The sequence below is a fragment of the Atopomonas hussainii genome, from assembly GCF_900109735.1.
Lineage (GTDB): Bacteria > Pseudomonadota > Gammaproteobacteria > Pseudomonadales > Pseudomonadaceae > Atopomonas > Atopomonas hussainii.
On the sequence record NZ_FOAS01000012.1, the window covers coordinates 20,614 to 36,013 of the forward strand.

A 15,400-nucleotide genomic window follows, 5' to 3' on the forward strand; every position below is an offset into this window, starting at 1 on the left:
ACACTTTGCGCATGTCTGGCTAGGCATACGCCGAACTGGTGTGCTGTGGATGTTTTAGTCATGGACCGACACCCTGCCTGCTCTCGCTGCTGGTGTGCGCCACCGAACTGAACCTCGCCGCACCGTTAACCCGCAAACGAGAGTTCATATGAAAGCAATCCTCGCCGGCTTCGGCCTTATTGGTGCTGCCCTGCTCAGCGGCTGTGCTACCGAAACCTCCCGCTCTTTGGCGGTTGAGCAAGTTCCCACCGCCAACATCAGTTACAGCGGCCCACGCAGCCCAATCGCGGTGGGTAAATTCGATAACCGTTCCAGCTACATGCGCGGCCTGTTCTCCGACGGTGTCGACCGCTTGGGCGGGCAAGCCAAAACCATTCTGGTCACCCACCTGCAGCAGTCCAACCGCTTCAACGTGCTGGATCGCGACAACATGGCGGAAATCCAGCAAGAGTCGCAGCTGGCGCAAAAAACTCAGCAACTGCGTGGCGCCAGCTATGTGGTCACCGGCGATGTCACCGAATTTGGCCGTAAAGAAGTGGGCGACCACCAGTTGTTCGGCATTCTGGGTCGCGGCAAGCAGCAAATCGCTTACGCCAAGGTCAACCTGAATATCGTCAACGTACTGACCTCCGAAGTGGTGTACTCCACCCAAGGCGCTGGCGAATACAGCCTGTCTAACCGTGAAGTGATCGGCTTTGGCGGCACCGCCAGCTACGACTCGACCCTCAACGGCAAGGTGCTCGACCTAGCGATTCGCGAGGCCGTCAACAAGCTTGTTAATGGCATCGACAGCGGCTCTTGGCGCCCGGCGCAGCAGTAATTCACAAGGACGTTTTACCTATGCAAAAAGCTCCCATTGCGCTGCTACTACTCAGCGCCAGCCTGACAGCGTGCGTCAACCAGCCCAAACCCCTCTATCACTGGGGCTCTTATCAGACGCAGGTTTACGAGCGCTTTGAACAGCAAAGCGACCCACAAGCGCAAATCGCCGCACTCGAAGAGAGCATCCAAGAAGCGCGTGCGATCGGCGCCGATGTACCGCCGGGGTTCCATGCCCATCTTGGCCTCTTGTATGCCGAAGTGGGCAAGGCCGATCAGGTTCGTCAGCAATTCGAAACCGAAAAGACCCTGTTTCCCGAATCGGCGACCTACATGGACTTTTTAATGCGCAATTTTGCTAAGAAGTGATCGCCATGCACATTGTTAAGAAAATCTCTGCATTAGCGTTACTGGGTTTAACCCTGGTCATCACTGGCTGTGCCAACCAACAGCCCGGCTACGACTACACGGCCTTCCGTGAAAGCAACCCGGCCTCGATTGTGGTGTTGCCGCCGGTGAACAAATCCCCCGATATCAAGGCCAGCTACAGCCTGTATTCGCAAGTATCGGTACCGCTGGGCGAAGCCGGCTATTACGTCTTGCCGGTGGCTTTGGTGGATGAAACCTTTAAGCAAAACGGCTTAATGAACCCCGACGAAATGCACGCCGCGCCGCCGGCCAAGCTACGGGAAATCTTCGGCGCCGATACCGCGCTGTATATCGAAATCACCGAATACGGCAGCAGCTACATGGTGATCAGCAGCGAAGTGGTCGTCACCGCCAACGCCAAGCTGGTCGACTTGCGCAGCGGTCAACTGCTCTGGGAAGGCAGCGCCAGTGCCAGCACCGCCGAGCAAAACAATAACAACCAAGGCGGCTTGGTCGGCATGTTGATCATTGCTGCGGTTAATCAGATTGTTAACACCATCACTGATCGTGGCCATGAGATCGCCGGCCTGACCAGCGCGCGACTGCTAACAAGCCAGCGCGCCAACGGCATTCTGCCGGGACCACGTGCGCGCCCCGTGACGCCCCAATAAGCTTGTGCAATAACAACAAAAAGGCCCGAGTGCTCAGCGCCTCGGGCCTTTTTATTGCTCACTTCAGTAACGCCGGCTTAGCTCGACGCTTTACGCTGCCTAACGGCCTCAAACAAGCACACGCCGGTAGCGACCGACACGTTCAGGCTGCTCACGCTGCCGGCCATTGGCAGGTTGGCCAGATAATCGCAGTGCTCGCGCGTTAGGCGGCGCATGCCTTTGCCTTCGGCGCCCATCACCAAGGCCAGCGGGCCTTTTAGATCATGCTGATAAATCGACTTTTCGGCCTCGCCGGCGGTGCCCACCAGCCAGATGCCTGCCTGCTTGAGCTGCTCGAGGGTGCGCGCCAAGTTGGTCACCGCGACTAGCGGAATCACCTCGGCGGCGCCGCAGGCCACCTTACGCACGGTGGCGTTCAGCGTGGCGGATTTATCTTTGGGGATGATCACCGCATGCACCCCGGCCGCATCGGCGGTGCGCAGGCAAGCGCCCAAGTTATGCGGGTCGGTGACGCCATCGAGAATCAGCAGCAGCGGCGGTTCTTCCAAGCGCTGCAATAACTCATCGAGCATCGCCTCGCCCCAGATCTGGCTGGGCGACACATAGGCCAGCACGCCTTGGTGCACCCCATCGACGCGCTCATCCAGCTCGCGGCGTTCGGCGTAGTCGATATCGATGCGGTGCTGCACAGCCAGCTCATAGAGGCTTTGCAGGCGGTCTTCCTGCCGGCCACTGGCCAAGACAATTTGCTTCACACGCTTGGGGTGATGACGCAACAAGGCTTCGACGGCGTGCACGCCAAAGACCATTTCCCACTGACTCATGCTTAACCTCGTGACTGCCCGCGCGCACTACCGGCGCGTGGGGTGGTTTTCTTTTTTGCCGGCTTCTTGGCGCTGCTCTTGGCCTTGGTCGGCTTAGCGGCTTGCGCAGGCTTGGCGGTTTTTTTCCCGCCCTTGCCCGGTTTGGCTTTGCGGCTGGTTTTTTTCTTCGCCGCGCCCTTATCGCCCTCGGCCTGACCGCCGCGCTTGGCTTCATCGAGCAACGCTTTACGCACCGCGCGGCTCTTTTGCACATCGCGTTCGGCCAATTGCCGCGCCGCTTCGGCGAGTAAATCCGGCGATACATCGGCCGTTTTACGCTTACGCGGGCCACGCGGCTTATCCGCTACCGGCTCTTTACCGGCACTGCGACGGCGCTTGGGCGATACGCTTAACGGCGCATCGGCCAGTTCGAAATCGAGCTTGCGTTCGTCCAAATCCACCCGAGCGACGATGATCTGAACCTCATCACCCAAGCGGAAACTGCGCCCACTGCGCTCACCGCTTAAACGGTGATGCACGGCGTCGAAGTGGTAGTAGTCGCCCGGCAACGCGGTGACGTGCACCAGGCCTTCGACATAAATCTCCGACAGCTCGACAAACAGGCCAAAACCCGTCACGCCGGTGACCACGCCAGCAAACTGCTCGCCGACTTTGTCTTGCATGTACTCGCACTTCAGCCAGCTGGTGACATCGCGCGTGGCCTCATCGGCGCGGCGCTCGGTCATCGAGCACTGCTCGCCCAGCTGCTCCAGCCCCGCTTCGTCATACGGGTAAATACGCGCTTTGGCCATGCTCGCAGCACCAGCGCGGCGCACGTGTTTGGTCTCGGTTTTGCTGCGCACAATGCTGCGAATCGCGCGGTGCACCAGCAAGTCCGGGTAACGGCGAATCGGCGAGGTGAAGTGCGCGTAGGCGGTGTAGTTCAGGCCAAAGTGCCCGTCGTTTTCCGCCGTGTAGCAGGCTTGACTCAGCGAGCGCAGCATCACGGTTTGAATCAGGTGGAAGTCCGGGCGGTCTTGGATGGTCTCCAACAGCGCTTGGTAGTCTTTCGGCGTCGGCTCGCCACGGCCTTTATTCAGCGTTAGGCCCAGCTCGGCCAAAAAGCCGCGCAGCTTCTCGAGCTTTTGCTCCGGCGGCCCAGCGTGCACGCGGAACAGCGCCGGCAAGCCGTGCTTCTCGAGGAACTTGGCTGCCGCCACGTTGGCGCACAGCATGCATTCTTCGATCAGTTTGTGCGCGTCGTTACGCTGGGTCGGGCGAATGTCGGCAATCTTGCGATCGGCACCAAACACGATACGCGTTTCGGTGGTTTCGAAGTCAATCGCACCGCGCTCGGCACGTGCAGCCAACAGCACGTGATACAGCGCATACAGCTGCTTTAAGTGCGGCATCAAGTGATTCATCTGCCCGCGCAACTGTTTGGCTTCGGTGCTGTTAGGCTTTTCCAACACTTGGCTGACTTTGTTGTAGGTCAGCCGCGCGTGGGAGTGAATCACCGCTTCATAGAAGGTGTAACCGGTGAGCTTGCCGGTGGCCGAGATGGTCATCTCCGCGACCATGGCCAGGCGATCAACCAAGGGATTCAGCGAGCACAGTCCGTTGGACAGCACTTCCGGCAGCATGGGGATCACGCGCTCGGGGAAATACACCGAGTTGCCGCGATTTTGCGCTTCGGTATCTAAAGCACTGCCGACTTTGACGTAGTGCGACACATCGGCAATGGCCACAAATAAGCGCCAACCGCCGGATTTTTTCGCCTCGCAGTACACCGCATCGTCGAAGTCGCGGGCGTCTTCACCGTCGATGGTGACAAACGGCAGCTGACGCAAATCGACGCGCTGCTCTTTGTCTTTCTCGGCGACCTCGGGGCTTAGCTTGCTGGCTTCTTTCTCGACATCTTTAGGCCACACGTGCGGAATGTCGTAGCTGCGTAGCGCCACTTCGATTTCCATGCCCGGCGCCATGTAGTCGCCGAGCACTTCGGTGATCACGCCTTGCGCTTGCAGGTGGTTTTTTGGCCACTGCTGAATTTCCACCTGCACGAACTGGCCATGCTTGGCGCCACCTTGGTTACCCGGCAGCACCAGCACTTCGTGAGTGATTTTCGGGTTATCCGGCACCACAAAGGCGACGCCGCTTTCAGCAAAGAAACGGCCGACAATCTGCGGGTGTGCACGCTCCAGCACTTCCACCACTACCCCCTCGCGGCGGCCACGACGGTCGAAGCCAGCCACCCGCGCCAACGCGCGGTCGCCATCAAACAGCTGACGCATTTGCGCAGGGCTTAAAAACAGGTCGTCGCTGCCGTCATCCGGCACTAAAAAGCCAAAGCCATCACGATGGCCCATCACTCGACCACGGATCAGGTCGAGCTTATCCACCGGCGCATAGGCACCACGGCGGGTGTAAATCAGCTGACCGTCACGCTCCATGGCGCGCAAGCGGCGGCGCAGGCCTTCGATCAGTTCTTCGTCATCATCAATGCCCAGCTCAGCGGCCAACTGTTCGCGGTTGGCCGGCGCGCCGCGCTTCTCTAGCCATTCGAGAATGTACTCGCGGCTCGGTACTGGACGTTCGTATTTTTCCGCCTCGGCGGCGGCGTTGGGATCTTCTGCCTGCCAATCATTCATCGGGCCGGCGTCTCCTTGGTTTTGCGTGGTTTTCTTCATCTGTGTATTGAAGCGCGAAACGCACCTTTCATACACCTTAGATCGGAAAATAAAATTTTTTTACCATCAGGGGTTTACAGTGTTTTTATCGGCCCGTATAGTTCGCGCCGTCAACGACGCAGGGTAACCTGCCAGATGACATGCCCAGGTGGTGGAATTGGTAGACACGCCAGCTTCAGGTGTTGGTGGCTTTACGGCCGTGGAAGTTCGAGTCTTCTCCTGGGCACCATTTTCGAAAGACCCCGCAAACGCGGGTTTTTTCATTCAGTCCCGAGTTGTTCATGGTGCGCTCGGTGCACTGTATCCAGTTTGCCCAGGTGGTGGAATTGGTAGACACGCCAGCTTCAGGTGTTGGTGGCTTTACGGCCGTGGAAGTTCGAGTCTTCTCCTGGGCACCATGCATAAAAACCCGCTTCGGCGGGTTTTTTCGTTTCTAGCACAAGGTCTTTCCCACCTTTGCTGCACCAATCGCCCCCACCAGAAACAACAAGGGCCACCCGCAGGCAGCCCTTGTGGCATCACGCTTTACGCTTACGCGTAGGGATGGCGCAGTACGATGGTCTCGCCGCGATCCGGGCCGGTCGAGATGATATCGATCGGCGCACCCACCAGCTCTTCGATACGCGCAATGTAGTTACGCGCCGCTTGCGGCAGGTCTTCTAGACGCTTGGCACCCACAGTGCTATCGGTCCAGCCGGGCATTTCTTCGTAGACCGGCACCAGGCCTTGGTAGCCATCGGCATCCAGCGGCGCGTCGAGCACATCAACGCCGTTACGCTGATAGCCAACACACAGGTAGACCTTCTCCAGGCCATCCAGCACGTCCAGCTTGGTCAGGCACAGACCGGAGATGCTGTTCACTTCGATGGCGCGACGCAGAATCACCGCATCGAACCAACCACAGCGACGGGCGCGCCCGGTGGTCGAGCCAAACTCGTGACCACGCTTAGCCAAGTACGCGCCGTTGTCATCAAACAGCTCGGTCGGGAACGGGCCAGAACCCACGCGGGTGGTGTACGCCTTGGTGATACCCAGAATGTAATCCAGATACAGCGGGCCGAAACCCGAACCGGTGGCGGTACCGCCAGCGGTGGTATTGGAACTGGTCACGAACGGATAGGTACCGTGGTCGATATCCAGCAGCGAACCCTGTGCACCTTCAAACATGATGTGCTTGCCGGCTTTGCGCTGCTCGTGCAGCACGGCAGTCACATCGACCACCAAAGGCGCCAGCTCTTCGGCGTAGGCCAAGCATTCATCCAGGGTCTTCTGGAAATCCACCGGCTCGCACTTGTAGTAATGCTGCAGCGCGAAGTTGTGGTAATCCAGCACTTCACCCAGCTTAGAGGCCAAACGCTCGCGATTGAACAAGTCAGCCACGCGCAGACCACGACGCGCCACTTTGTCTTCGTACGCAGGGCCAATGCCGCGCCCTGTGGTGCCGATTTTCGCATCGCCACGGGCACGCTCACGCGCCTGATCCAGCGCCACGTGATAAGGCAGAATCAGCGGACACGCCGGGCTAATGCGCAGGCGCTCGCGCACCGGTACGCCTTTTTCTTCCAGACCACGCATTTCGCGCAGCAGGGCATCGGGCGCCAGCACCACGCCATTACCGATCAGGCACTGCACGCCCTCACGCAGAATGCCCGACGGGATCAGGTGCAGGACGGTTTTCTCGCCGTCGATCACCAAGGTATGCCCCGCATTGTGGCCACCCTGATAACGCACAACGGCCGCTGCCTGATCGGTCAGCAGGTCAACAATCTTGCCCTTGCCCTCATCACCCCACTGGGTGCCCAGGACAACTACGTTCTTACCCATAAAAAAATCCCCGTTAAAGGAAGTTGCGGCCTACGCCGCGTAACTATCAGTTAGCCAGCGGCACGACTTGCCAGCGACCCGCTTGTTCAATCAGCTGGCGATCACAGCCCGCCGCACGCGCATCACCCAGGTTTTGCCCCGGCAATGCTTGAATCACTCGCGCCCCGTCAGCACGCAGGGCCATTACAGCCTGCCACAGTGCCTGGGCTTGTTCGGCCGGCGCCCACACAGCGCCCGCCTCGGCCACCTGCGGCAGCTGCCCCAAGTTGACCAGTGTTTTTAAGTCGGTAGAGAAGCCGGTAGCCGGACGGGCGCGACCAAAGTCGGCGCCGATATTGTCATAACGACCGCCTTGGGCAATCGCCTGACCACAACCGGGCACATAAGCGCCAAACACCATGCCGGTGTGGTAGTGGTAACCGCGTAGCTCGCCCAAATCGAAATACAGCGGCAAGCCGACGAAGCGCTCAGCCAACAGGCTCGCCACCTCACGCAGCGCCGCCAGCGCGCTCTGCACCGCGGCCGGCGCACCCGCCAACTGTTCGGTGGCTTTATCCAATACGTCGATGCCACCACACAAGCCCACCAAGGCTTGCAGCATAGCGGCCAACTTGGGCTCCACGCTCTGCGTGAGCGCCTTTACTGCATCGCCGTCTTTGCGCTGCAGGGCGTCAAACAGTTGCAGCTCTACTTCGCCGCTCAAACCCGCAGCCTGTACTAAGGCGCGGTAGATGCCGACATGCCCCAGCTCCAAGTGCACATTGGGCACCTGCATGGCTTGCAAGGTGGCGAGCATCAAGCCAATAACTTCTAGGTCGCTGGCACAGCTAGCATCGCCGTACAACTCGGCACCCAGCTGAATTGGGCTGCGCGAGGTGCTCAGCGCGCGCGGGCGGCTGTGCAGCACGCTACCGACATAACACAGGCGGCTCGGCCCTTCACGGCGCAACGTGTGCGCATCGATGCGGGTGACTTGCGGGGTGATATCCGCGCGCAAACCCATCAAGCGGCCCGACAGCGGGTCGGTCACTTTAAAGGTTTGCAGTTCCAAATCTTGCCCGGCGCCGGTGAGCAACGAGTCGAGAAATTCGATATGTGGGGTAATAACCAGCTCGTAACCCCAGCTGGTAAACAGGTCCAGCAACTGCCGGCGGGCATGTTCGATCTGTGCGGCCTCAGGCGGCAAAACCTCTTCAATGCCGTCTGGCAGCAGCCAGCGATCCACCCTGCTCATGCGTGCTCTCCTATCACTCTTACGCTTAATTTCGAACCCACTGCAGGCTGATCACGCCTAGCAGCATCATCACTAAACCGGCGATACGCAGTTGCCGGTCGGTTAATTGCGCCACACTCTGCACCATGCTGCGCCAGCCTTGTGGATTGAGAAACGGCATCACGCCTTCAATCACCAACACCAAACACAAGGCCACCCACAGTTCTTGCCACATAGGCTCGCAATCTCGCAGACGCAAAAAAGCCGGGAAATCCCGGCTGACTCATGATACCACTTTTTCGCCGCAGGTCACCCCGACAAACACCTTGTCGGGGCGAACGGCGCAGGGTTTACGGCTTGGCTTGATTCAAATAGCGGAAGAACTCGCTCTCGGGATCGAGCACCAGCACGTCGCCCTTGTCCGACAGCGACTGGCGATAGGCCTGCAAGCTGCGGTGGAAGGCATAGAACTCGGGGTTCTGGTTATAGGCTTCGGCGTAAATAGCCGCTGCTTTGGCATCACCCTTACCGCGGATTTCTTCCGCTTCACGGTAAGCCTCAGCGACGATCACGCGGCGCTGGCGGTCCGCATCGGCGCGAATACCCTCAGCCTGCTCACGACCTTTGGCGCGATGCTCGCGCGCCTCACGCTCACGCTCGGTAGCCATCCGTTCGAACACCGAACGGTTCACTTCACGCGGCAGGTCGATGGCTTTGACGCGCACATCCAGCACTTCAATGCCCAATTCACGGCGCGCGGCTTTATCCAGCAGGCCGGTAATATCGGCCATCAGCGCATCACGCTCACCAGACACCACTTCATGCAGGGTGCGCTTACCGAATTGGTCACGCAGACCGGCATCCAAACGGCGCGCCAAGCGCTCGTCAGCCACCAACTTGTTACCTGAGGTCGCGGTATAGAAGCGCTCTGGGTCTGCGATACGCCACTTGGCGTAGGCATCCACCATCACGGCTTTCTTTTCCAAGGTCAGGAAGCGCTGGGTTTGCGAATCTAAGGTCAGCAAACGGCCATCGAACTTGCGCACGTTGTTGACCATCGGGATCTTGAAGTGAATGCCCGGCTCAACGTTGGCATTTTCGATCTTACCGAAGCGCAGCAACACCGCGCGCTCGGTTTGCAGAACAATAAAGAAGCTGTTCCAACCAATCAGCGCCAACACGACACCGACGATCAGCACGCCTAGAGACTTGTTAGTCATTAGCGACTCTCCCGGCTACGTAGATTGCGGTTATTCAGATCAGTTTCGACACGCGTCGACACGCTGCGCGAGCTGTTATTGCCCGAGCCGTCGCTGACAGGGCTGCTGCTATTGCGGCGTTCAACCATTTTGTCCAGCGGCAGGTAGAGCAAGTTGTTCTGCCCTTCTTTGCCGGTGACCAGCACCTTACTGGTGTTGGCGAGCACTTCTTCGACGGTTTCCAGATACAAGCGCTGGCGGGTCACTTCCGGCGCACGCTGGTATTCGGTAAGCAGCTGGTTAAAGCGATCAGCCTCACCGGTGGCGCGCGCGACGAGTTCGTCACGATAGGCGCTGGCGTCTTCCAAAATGCGCTGCGCTTGACCGCGCGCTTCTGGCACTACGCCGTTGGCGTAGGTTTCCGCTTGGTTCTTCTCGCGCTGCTCGTCTTCACGGGCACGAATCACGTCATCGAAGGCATCTTGCACTTCGCGCGGCGCTTGCGCGTTCTGGATGTTCACCTGAGTCACGGTGATACCGCTGCCGTAGGTGTCGAGGAACTGCTGCAGACGCTGGGTGACTTCCACGGCCATTTGCTCACGACCTTCGGTCAGCACGCGGTCCATGGTGGTGGAGCCCACTACATGGCGCAGTGCGCTGTCGGTGGCGTGTTGCAAGCTGATCTCCGGCTGATCGATGTTCAGCACGAAGTTTTCCAGATTGCTGATGCGGTACTGCACGGTCAACGGTACTTCGACGATGTTCTCGTCCATGGTCAGCATGGTGCCTTGATTGCTGTAGGCACGCTCACGGGTGACGTTTTCCTGAAACTTAGCTTCGAACGGCGGGAAATACATGTGCAAGCCACCGGGGCCGACGGTGTCGCTGTATTTACCCAAGCGCAGAATCACTGCCTGCTCTTGCTCATCCAAGATGTACACGGCGTTATACAGCCAGGCACCGGCAATCACCGCTGCGGCCAAGAACAACACGCCCATGCCGCCGCCGGAGCTGTTCGAGCCACCGCCAGAGGATGACTTCTTGCCACCGCCGAAAATGCTATTGAGGCTGTCTTGCAACTTGCGGAAGGCTTCGTCCAAATCCGGTGGGCCTTGGTTATCGCCGCCGTTATTTCCGCCGTTATTGTTGCCGCCTTTGCGACCACCATTGCCCCAAGGGTCTTGGTTGTTCGAATTACCCGGCTCGTTCCAGGCCATAGTTTTCTCCGTTGTCTGGCACTTGCGACACGTTTTGTGTCGAAATGCTAACGATTCTTCCGGCAGGGTAGCAAACCCACCCATGCCGGACACGGTTACAAAGTGTGTCGAGCGACAAACTCATCCGGCTGCTCGCCTTCGCGACTGAGCAGACGATTTAAATCACTGCGCGCCAAATTGACGGCCAACAGTATTTCACCTTGCTCGCTGTAGTCTTCCGACTGCACCGCGCCTGCATCATGCAGCAGTGCGCGCAGGCGCGCAAAGCGCTGCGGCAAGCACAGAGTGCCGATAAAACGCTCTTCGCCGAGCAATTCACGCACCGCTTCGCCAATCAGCGCTAGGCCTTGGTCATTCTGCGCGGAAATCCACACTTGCACCGGACGCCCTTCGGCGTCGCGCTGTATGTGCGGCTCTACGGCATCCAGCAGGTCAATCTTGTTGTACACCTCAAGCATCGGCACTTGGTCGGCGCCAATCTCGCCCAGCACATGTTTGACTTGCTGCATTTGCTCGTCGCGCTCTTCGCTGTGCGCGTCGATCACATGCAAGAGCAAGTCAGCCTCGGCGGACTCTTCCAGCGTAGCGCGGAAGGCTTCGACCAGCTTGTGCGGTAGATGACGAATAAAACCTACAGTATCGGCCAGCACCAGCGGACCAAACTCCGGCACCTCTAAACGGCGCAAGGTGGGGTCAAGCGTGGCGAATAGCTGGTCGGCGGCGTATACGCCTGACTCAGTTAAGGTATTAAACAAGGTGGATTTACCGGCGTTGGTGTAACCCACCAACGACACCAGCGGCACTTCGGCGCGCTTACGCCCACGGCGGGCCTGCTCACGCTGCGAGCGAACTTTCTCCAGCTTTTGCTTGATCTGCCGCACGCGCACGCGCAACAGGCGACGGTCGGTTTCTAGCTGGGTTTCGCCGGGGCCGCGCAGGCCGATACCGCCCTTTTGCCGCTCGAGGTGCGTCCAGCCGCGCACTAAGCGCGTGCTGACGTGATCGAGCTGGGCCAGCTCAACCTGCAATTTACCTTCGTGAGTCCGCGCGCGCTGGGCAAAGATATCCAGAATCAGGCCGGTGCGATCAATCACCCGACACTGAAATTCACGCTCAAGGTTACGCTCTTGACTGGGCGACAGGGCGCTATTGAAGATCACCAGGTCGATCTCGTCGGCTTTAACCAGCGCGGCGATTTCTTCCACCTTGCCACTGCCGATCAGCAGCTTGGCGCTGGGCTTATGCCCGCGCACGGTGATGAAGTGGGCAACGTCAGCTCCGGCCGAGCGCGCCAAATCGAGGAATTCTTGCGGATCCTCGCGCGTCTCGGGGGCAGAGCCTTCCAGATGAACCAAGAGGGCGCGTTCGCCGCCCCCATGACGCTCGAAGAACAATCAAACCGCCTTAGTTATTCGCTAACTTCCTGCTCGCCATGCTCGCTACTGGGCAGACGCACCGGACGGCTGGGCACAACGGTAGAAATCGCGTGCTTGTAAACCATCTGGCTCACGGTGTTTTTCAGCAGGATGACGAACTGGTCAAAAGATTCGATCTGGCCTTGCAGCTTGATGCCGTTGACCAGATAGATGGAAACCGGCACGCGTTCCTTGCGCAGGGTGTTGAGGTAAGGGTCTTGTAGCGAATGCCCTTTTGACATGGTTGCACTCCTTTCGGATTCAATAACTTATTGTGATTAAAAAGCTCAATCTTAGTGGGCATAACCCCACCTCAGCTTAAGCATAGACGCCAAATTCGCGTGTCTCAGGCCAATATTTGGGCCTCTTGCAAACATTTCAAGGCGACGGCGAGATTGTTTGGCTTAAGACTATCCAGCCAGATCAAGTCAGACCAGCTGCGCAGCCAAGTAAATTGCCGCTTGGCCAGCTGCCGGGTGGCAATGATGCCCTTCTCCTGAAAGCCTGCATAGTCTAAATGACCTTCGAGGTAGTCCCAGGCTTGCCGATAACCCACCGCACGCATAGACGGCAGATCGGCGCTTAAGTCACCTCGCGCGCGCAGAGCTATGACCTCATCGACGAAGCCTTGTTCCAACATTTGCGCAAAACGTAGCGCAATGCGCTCGTGCAACACCGCACGCTCGGCCGGCGCGATGGCCAACTGCACCGTGCGATAAGGCCAGTGACTGCCAGCCGCGGCTTGCTCGGCGCGGTGCTGGCTCATGGTTTTGCCCGACACCTGCCACACCTCCAGCGCACGCAGTAAACGCTGCGGGTCGTTAGGGTGAATGCGCGCGGCGGATTCGCTATCGACCCGCGCTAACTCGTCGTGCAGCGCCTGCCAGCCCTCGGCAGCGGCGCGCGCTTCTAGTGCTGCGCGCACCTGGCTATCGGCACTGGGCATGCTCGCCATGCCCTCTAGCAAGGCTTTGTAATAGAGCATGGTGCCGCCGACCAAGAGCGGAATCCGTCCCTTGGCATGACTGGCTTGGATGGCCGCCTGCGCATCGGTGACGAAATCTGCCGCCGAATAGCTTTGCGCCGGATCGAGAATATCCACCAACTGGTGCGGATAGCGCGCCAAGGTGGCGGCATCGGGCTTGGCCGTGCCGATATCCATGCCGCGGTAGACCAGTGCCGAGTCGACGCTGATCAAATCCACCGGCAGCTGGCCAGCCAGCTCCAGCGCCAAAGCAGTTTTGCCCGAAGCCGTGGGGCCCATCAGGCAGATAACAGCAGGCTCGTGCATGTTTAACGGCCGCGCAGGAAGAGCTTATCCAGCTCATCCAAGGTCAGGCGCGTCCATGTCGGGCGGCCATGATTGCACTGGCCGCTGCGCTCAGTTTGCTCCATATCGCGCAGCAGGGCGTTCATTTCTGGCAGGCTCAAGCGGCGATTGGCGCGCACCGCGCCGTGGCAAGCCATAGTGGCCAGCAGCTCATTGAGGTGCGCTTGAATGCGATCGCTATTGCCGTACTCGAGCAAATCGCCGAGCACATCGCGCACTAAGCGCTCGGCCTCGGCTTGCTTGAGCAACACGGGAATCTGCCGAATCGCGAGGGTTTCCGGCCCCAGCGGTTGCAGCTCAAAGCCCAGCTTGGCAAACCACTCGGCGTGCTCGTGGGCGCAGTCCACTTCGCGAGTGCTGAGCGCCACGCTTTCCGGCACCAGCAGCGGCTGGCCCTTTAAGCCTTCGCTGGCCATCGCGGCTTTTAGGCGTTCGTAGGTGATGCGTTCGTGCGCCGCGTGCATATCCACCAGCACTAGGCCTTCGCTGTTTTCCGCGAGGATATAAATGCCTTTGAGCTGCGCGATGGCATAGCCCAAGGGCGGCACGGTGGCGTTTTCTTGCTCCGCTAGCGGCTGATGAAAGGCCTGATAGCCGGCACGCGCCTCGCCACTGAACGCCGGCCCGGTGTTTTGCGGGCGGAACTGCGCGCCCGCGGCATAGCCCGCTGTTTGCGGATTCACCTCAGCACTCGGCGCCACGAACACCGGCGCCTCTTGGCGCAGGCCGATTTCGCCTTGCGGGCCAAATTCACCGGCGGCTAAGCCACTGGCTTTCGGCGCTGCGCTGGGCAGCAAGCTATCGACACTGCTGGCCGCTGGCGGCATTTGCTGCTCGGGGCGCACATCGGCCAAAGCGCGGTGCAAGGTACCGTAGAGGAAGTCGTGCACCATGCGCGAATCACGAAAACGCACTTCGTGCTTGGTGGGGTGCACGTTGACGTCGACCGCGTGTGGGTCGACCTCCATAAACAAGACAAACACCGGATGGCGGCCGTTATACAGCACGTCGCGGTAGGCTTGGCGGATTGCATGGGCAACCAGTTTGTCGCGCACCATACGCCGGTTGACATAGAAGTACTGCAAGTCCGCTTGCGAGCGCGAAAAGGTCGGCAAGCCCACCCAGCCCCACAGCCGCAGGCCGTTGCGCTCGATATCAATCGGCAGCGCTTGCTCTAAAAAGCCCGCCGCACACACTTGGCCGACGCGCCGCGCCATGCTCGCTTCGTCGTGCGCAGCTTGCAGCGCCAGCACGCTTTTGCCGTTGTGACGCAGATTAAACGTGACATCGAAACGCGCCAGCGCCAGCCGTTTGATCACCTCTTGCAGATGATCGAACTCGGTTTTTTCTGCGCGCAAAAACTTGCGCCGCGCTGGGGTGTTGAAGAACAAGTCGCGCATCTCCACCGTGGTGCCCTTAGGGTGGGCAGCCGGCTGCACTTGCGCCTGCATGTCGCGGCCCTCGGCAAACACTTGCCAGGCCTTATCGGCATCGGCGGTGCGACTGGTCAGGGTTAAGCGAGATACCGAGCTGATCGACGCCAGCGCCTCGCCGCGGAAACCTAGGCTATCGACGCCTTCCAGGTCATCCAGACTCAAAATTTTGCTGGTGGCGTGGCGCGCCAACGACAGCGCCAAGTCTTGCTCGGCAATCCCGCAGCCATCGTCGCGCACGCGCAGCAGCTTGACGCCACCCTGCTCGACATCCACATCAATACGTGTAGCGCCGGCGTCGAGGCTATTTTCCAGCAGCTCTTTAGCCACCGAGGCCGGTCGCTCGACCACCTCACCGGCAGCAATTTGGTTAGCCAGCTGCGGCGACAGCAGCTGGATACGCGGTAACGCGGTCAT

Annotated in this window: 14 protein-coding genes and 2 tRNA genes; 5 read left to right on the plus strand and 11 right to left on the minus strand. The window is 59.5% G+C overall.

All coding sequences use genetic code 11. The annotated features are described in order from the left end of the window. The first annotated feature begins 148 nt into the window (after positions 1-148). Genes BMX80_RS12490 through BMX80_RS12500 form a run of 3 tightly spaced genes read left to right on the plus strand, consistent with a single transcriptional unit; the run spans position 149 to position 1,859 of the window. The gene (locus BMX80_RS12490) at positions 149-820 is read left to right on the plus strand and encodes a CsgG/HfaB family protein (RefSeq protein WP_071872984.1); all 672 of its coding nucleotides are present in this window, start codon (positions 149-151) and stop codon (positions 818-820) included. Positions 821-840: 20 nt separating this feature from the next. Beyond that, positions 841-1,188: a DUF4810 domain-containing protein gene (locus BMX80_RS12495; protein ID WP_074869016.1), complete on the plus strand. Its 348-nt coding sequence runs from the start codon at positions 841-843 to the stop codon at positions 1,186-1,188. 5 nt (positions 1,189-1,193) lie between these two features. Continuing rightward, positions 1,194-1,859 carry a DUF799 domain-containing protein gene (locus tag BMX80_RS12500; protein WP_071872982.1) on the plus strand — a complete coding sequence of 222 codons (666 nt, stop codon included), beginning with the start codon at positions 1,194-1,196 and terminating at the stop codon, positions 1,857-1,859. A gap of 77 nt (positions 1,860-1,936) precedes the next feature. Here the strand turns inward: BMX80_RS12500 and rlmB are convergent, their stop codons facing one another. Further along, positions 1,937-2,683: a 23S rRNA (guanosine(2251)-2'-O)-methyltransferase RlmB gene (gene rlmB, locus BMX80_RS12505; RefSeq protein WP_071872981.1), complete on the minus strand. Its 747-nt coding sequence runs from the start codon at positions 2,681-2,683 to the stop codon at positions 1,937-1,939. Between the two features lie 2 nt (positions 2,684-2,685). Next, positions 2,686-5,313 (minus strand): ribonuclease R, encoded by a 2,628-nt coding sequence (gene rnr, locus BMX80_RS12510; protein ID WP_074869261.1) that lies wholly within the window; start codon positions 5,311-5,313, stop codon positions 2,686-2,688. A 181-nt stretch (positions 5,314-5,494) separates the two neighbouring features. Between rnr and BMX80_RS12515 the strand changes: the two genes are divergently transcribed. Beyond that, a tRNA-Leu gene (locus BMX80_RS12515) sits at positions 5,495-5,581 on the plus strand. 82 nt (positions 5,582-5,663) lie between these two features. Next, positions 5,664-5,750: transfer RNA gene (locus tag BMX80_RS12520), tRNA-Leu, on the plus strand. 133 nt (positions 5,751-5,883) lie between these two features. Here BMX80_RS12520 and BMX80_RS12525 read toward each other — a convergent pair. The 9 genes from BMX80_RS12525 to mutL form a co-directional block, all read right to left on the minus strand. Continuing rightward, entirely contained in the window at positions 5,884-7,176 is a 1,293-nt protein-coding gene (locus BMX80_RS12525) for an adenylosuccinate synthase (RefSeq protein ID WP_071872980.1), read from the minus strand. Positions 7,177-7,222: 46 nt separating this feature from the next. Continuing rightward, positions 7,223-8,410: an ATP phosphoribosyltransferase regulatory subunit gene (locus BMX80_RS12530; RefSeq protein WP_074869019.1), complete on the minus strand. Its 1,188-nt coding sequence runs from the start codon at positions 8,408-8,410 to the stop codon at positions 7,223-7,225. Positions 8,411-8,435: 25 nt separating this feature from the next. Continuing rightward, a complete protein-coding gene (locus BMX80_RS12535; protein ID WP_074869021.1) occupies positions 8,436-8,624 on the minus strand; it encodes a DUF2065 domain-containing protein in 189 nt (62 codons plus the stop codon). Positions 8,625-8,739: 115 nt separating this feature from the next. After that, positions 8,740-9,609: a protease modulator HflC gene (gene hflC, locus BMX80_RS12540; RefSeq protein ID WP_074869025.1), complete on the minus strand. Its 870-nt coding sequence runs from the start codon at positions 9,607-9,609 to the stop codon at positions 8,740-8,742. Continuing rightward, positions 9,609-10,805 (minus strand): FtsH protease activity modulator HflK, encoded by a 1,197-nt coding sequence (hflK, locus tag BMX80_RS12545; RefSeq protein ID WP_074869029.1) that lies wholly within the window; start codon positions 10,803-10,805, stop codon positions 9,609-9,611. The genes hflC and hflK overlap by 1 nt, the downstream gene beginning before the upstream one ends. Positions 10,806-10,900: 95 nt before the next feature. Continuing rightward, a complete protein-coding gene (hflX, locus tag BMX80_RS12550; protein ID WP_074869032.1) occupies positions 10,901-12,199 on the minus strand; it encodes a ribosome rescue GTPase HflX in 1,299 nt (432 codons plus the stop codon). A gap of 14 nt (positions 12,200-12,213) precedes the next feature. Continuing rightward, complete coding sequence (gene hfq, locus BMX80_RS12555; RefSeq protein ID WP_071872974.1) at positions 12,214-12,462, minus strand: RNA chaperone Hfq; 249 nt, start codon at positions 12,460-12,462, stop codon at positions 12,214-12,216. A 104-nt stretch (positions 12,463-12,566) separates the two neighbouring features. Beyond that, a complete protein-coding gene (gene miaA, locus BMX80_RS12560) occupies positions 12,567-13,511 on the minus strand; it encodes a tRNA (adenosine(37)-N6)-dimethylallyltransferase MiaA (protein WP_074869034.1) in 945 nt (314 codons plus the stop codon). Between the two features lie 2 nt (positions 13,512-13,513). Next, entirely contained in the window at positions 13,514-15,400 is a 1,887-nt protein-coding gene (gene mutL, locus BMX80_RS12565; RefSeq protein ID WP_074869039.1) for a DNA mismatch repair endonuclease MutL, read from the minus strand.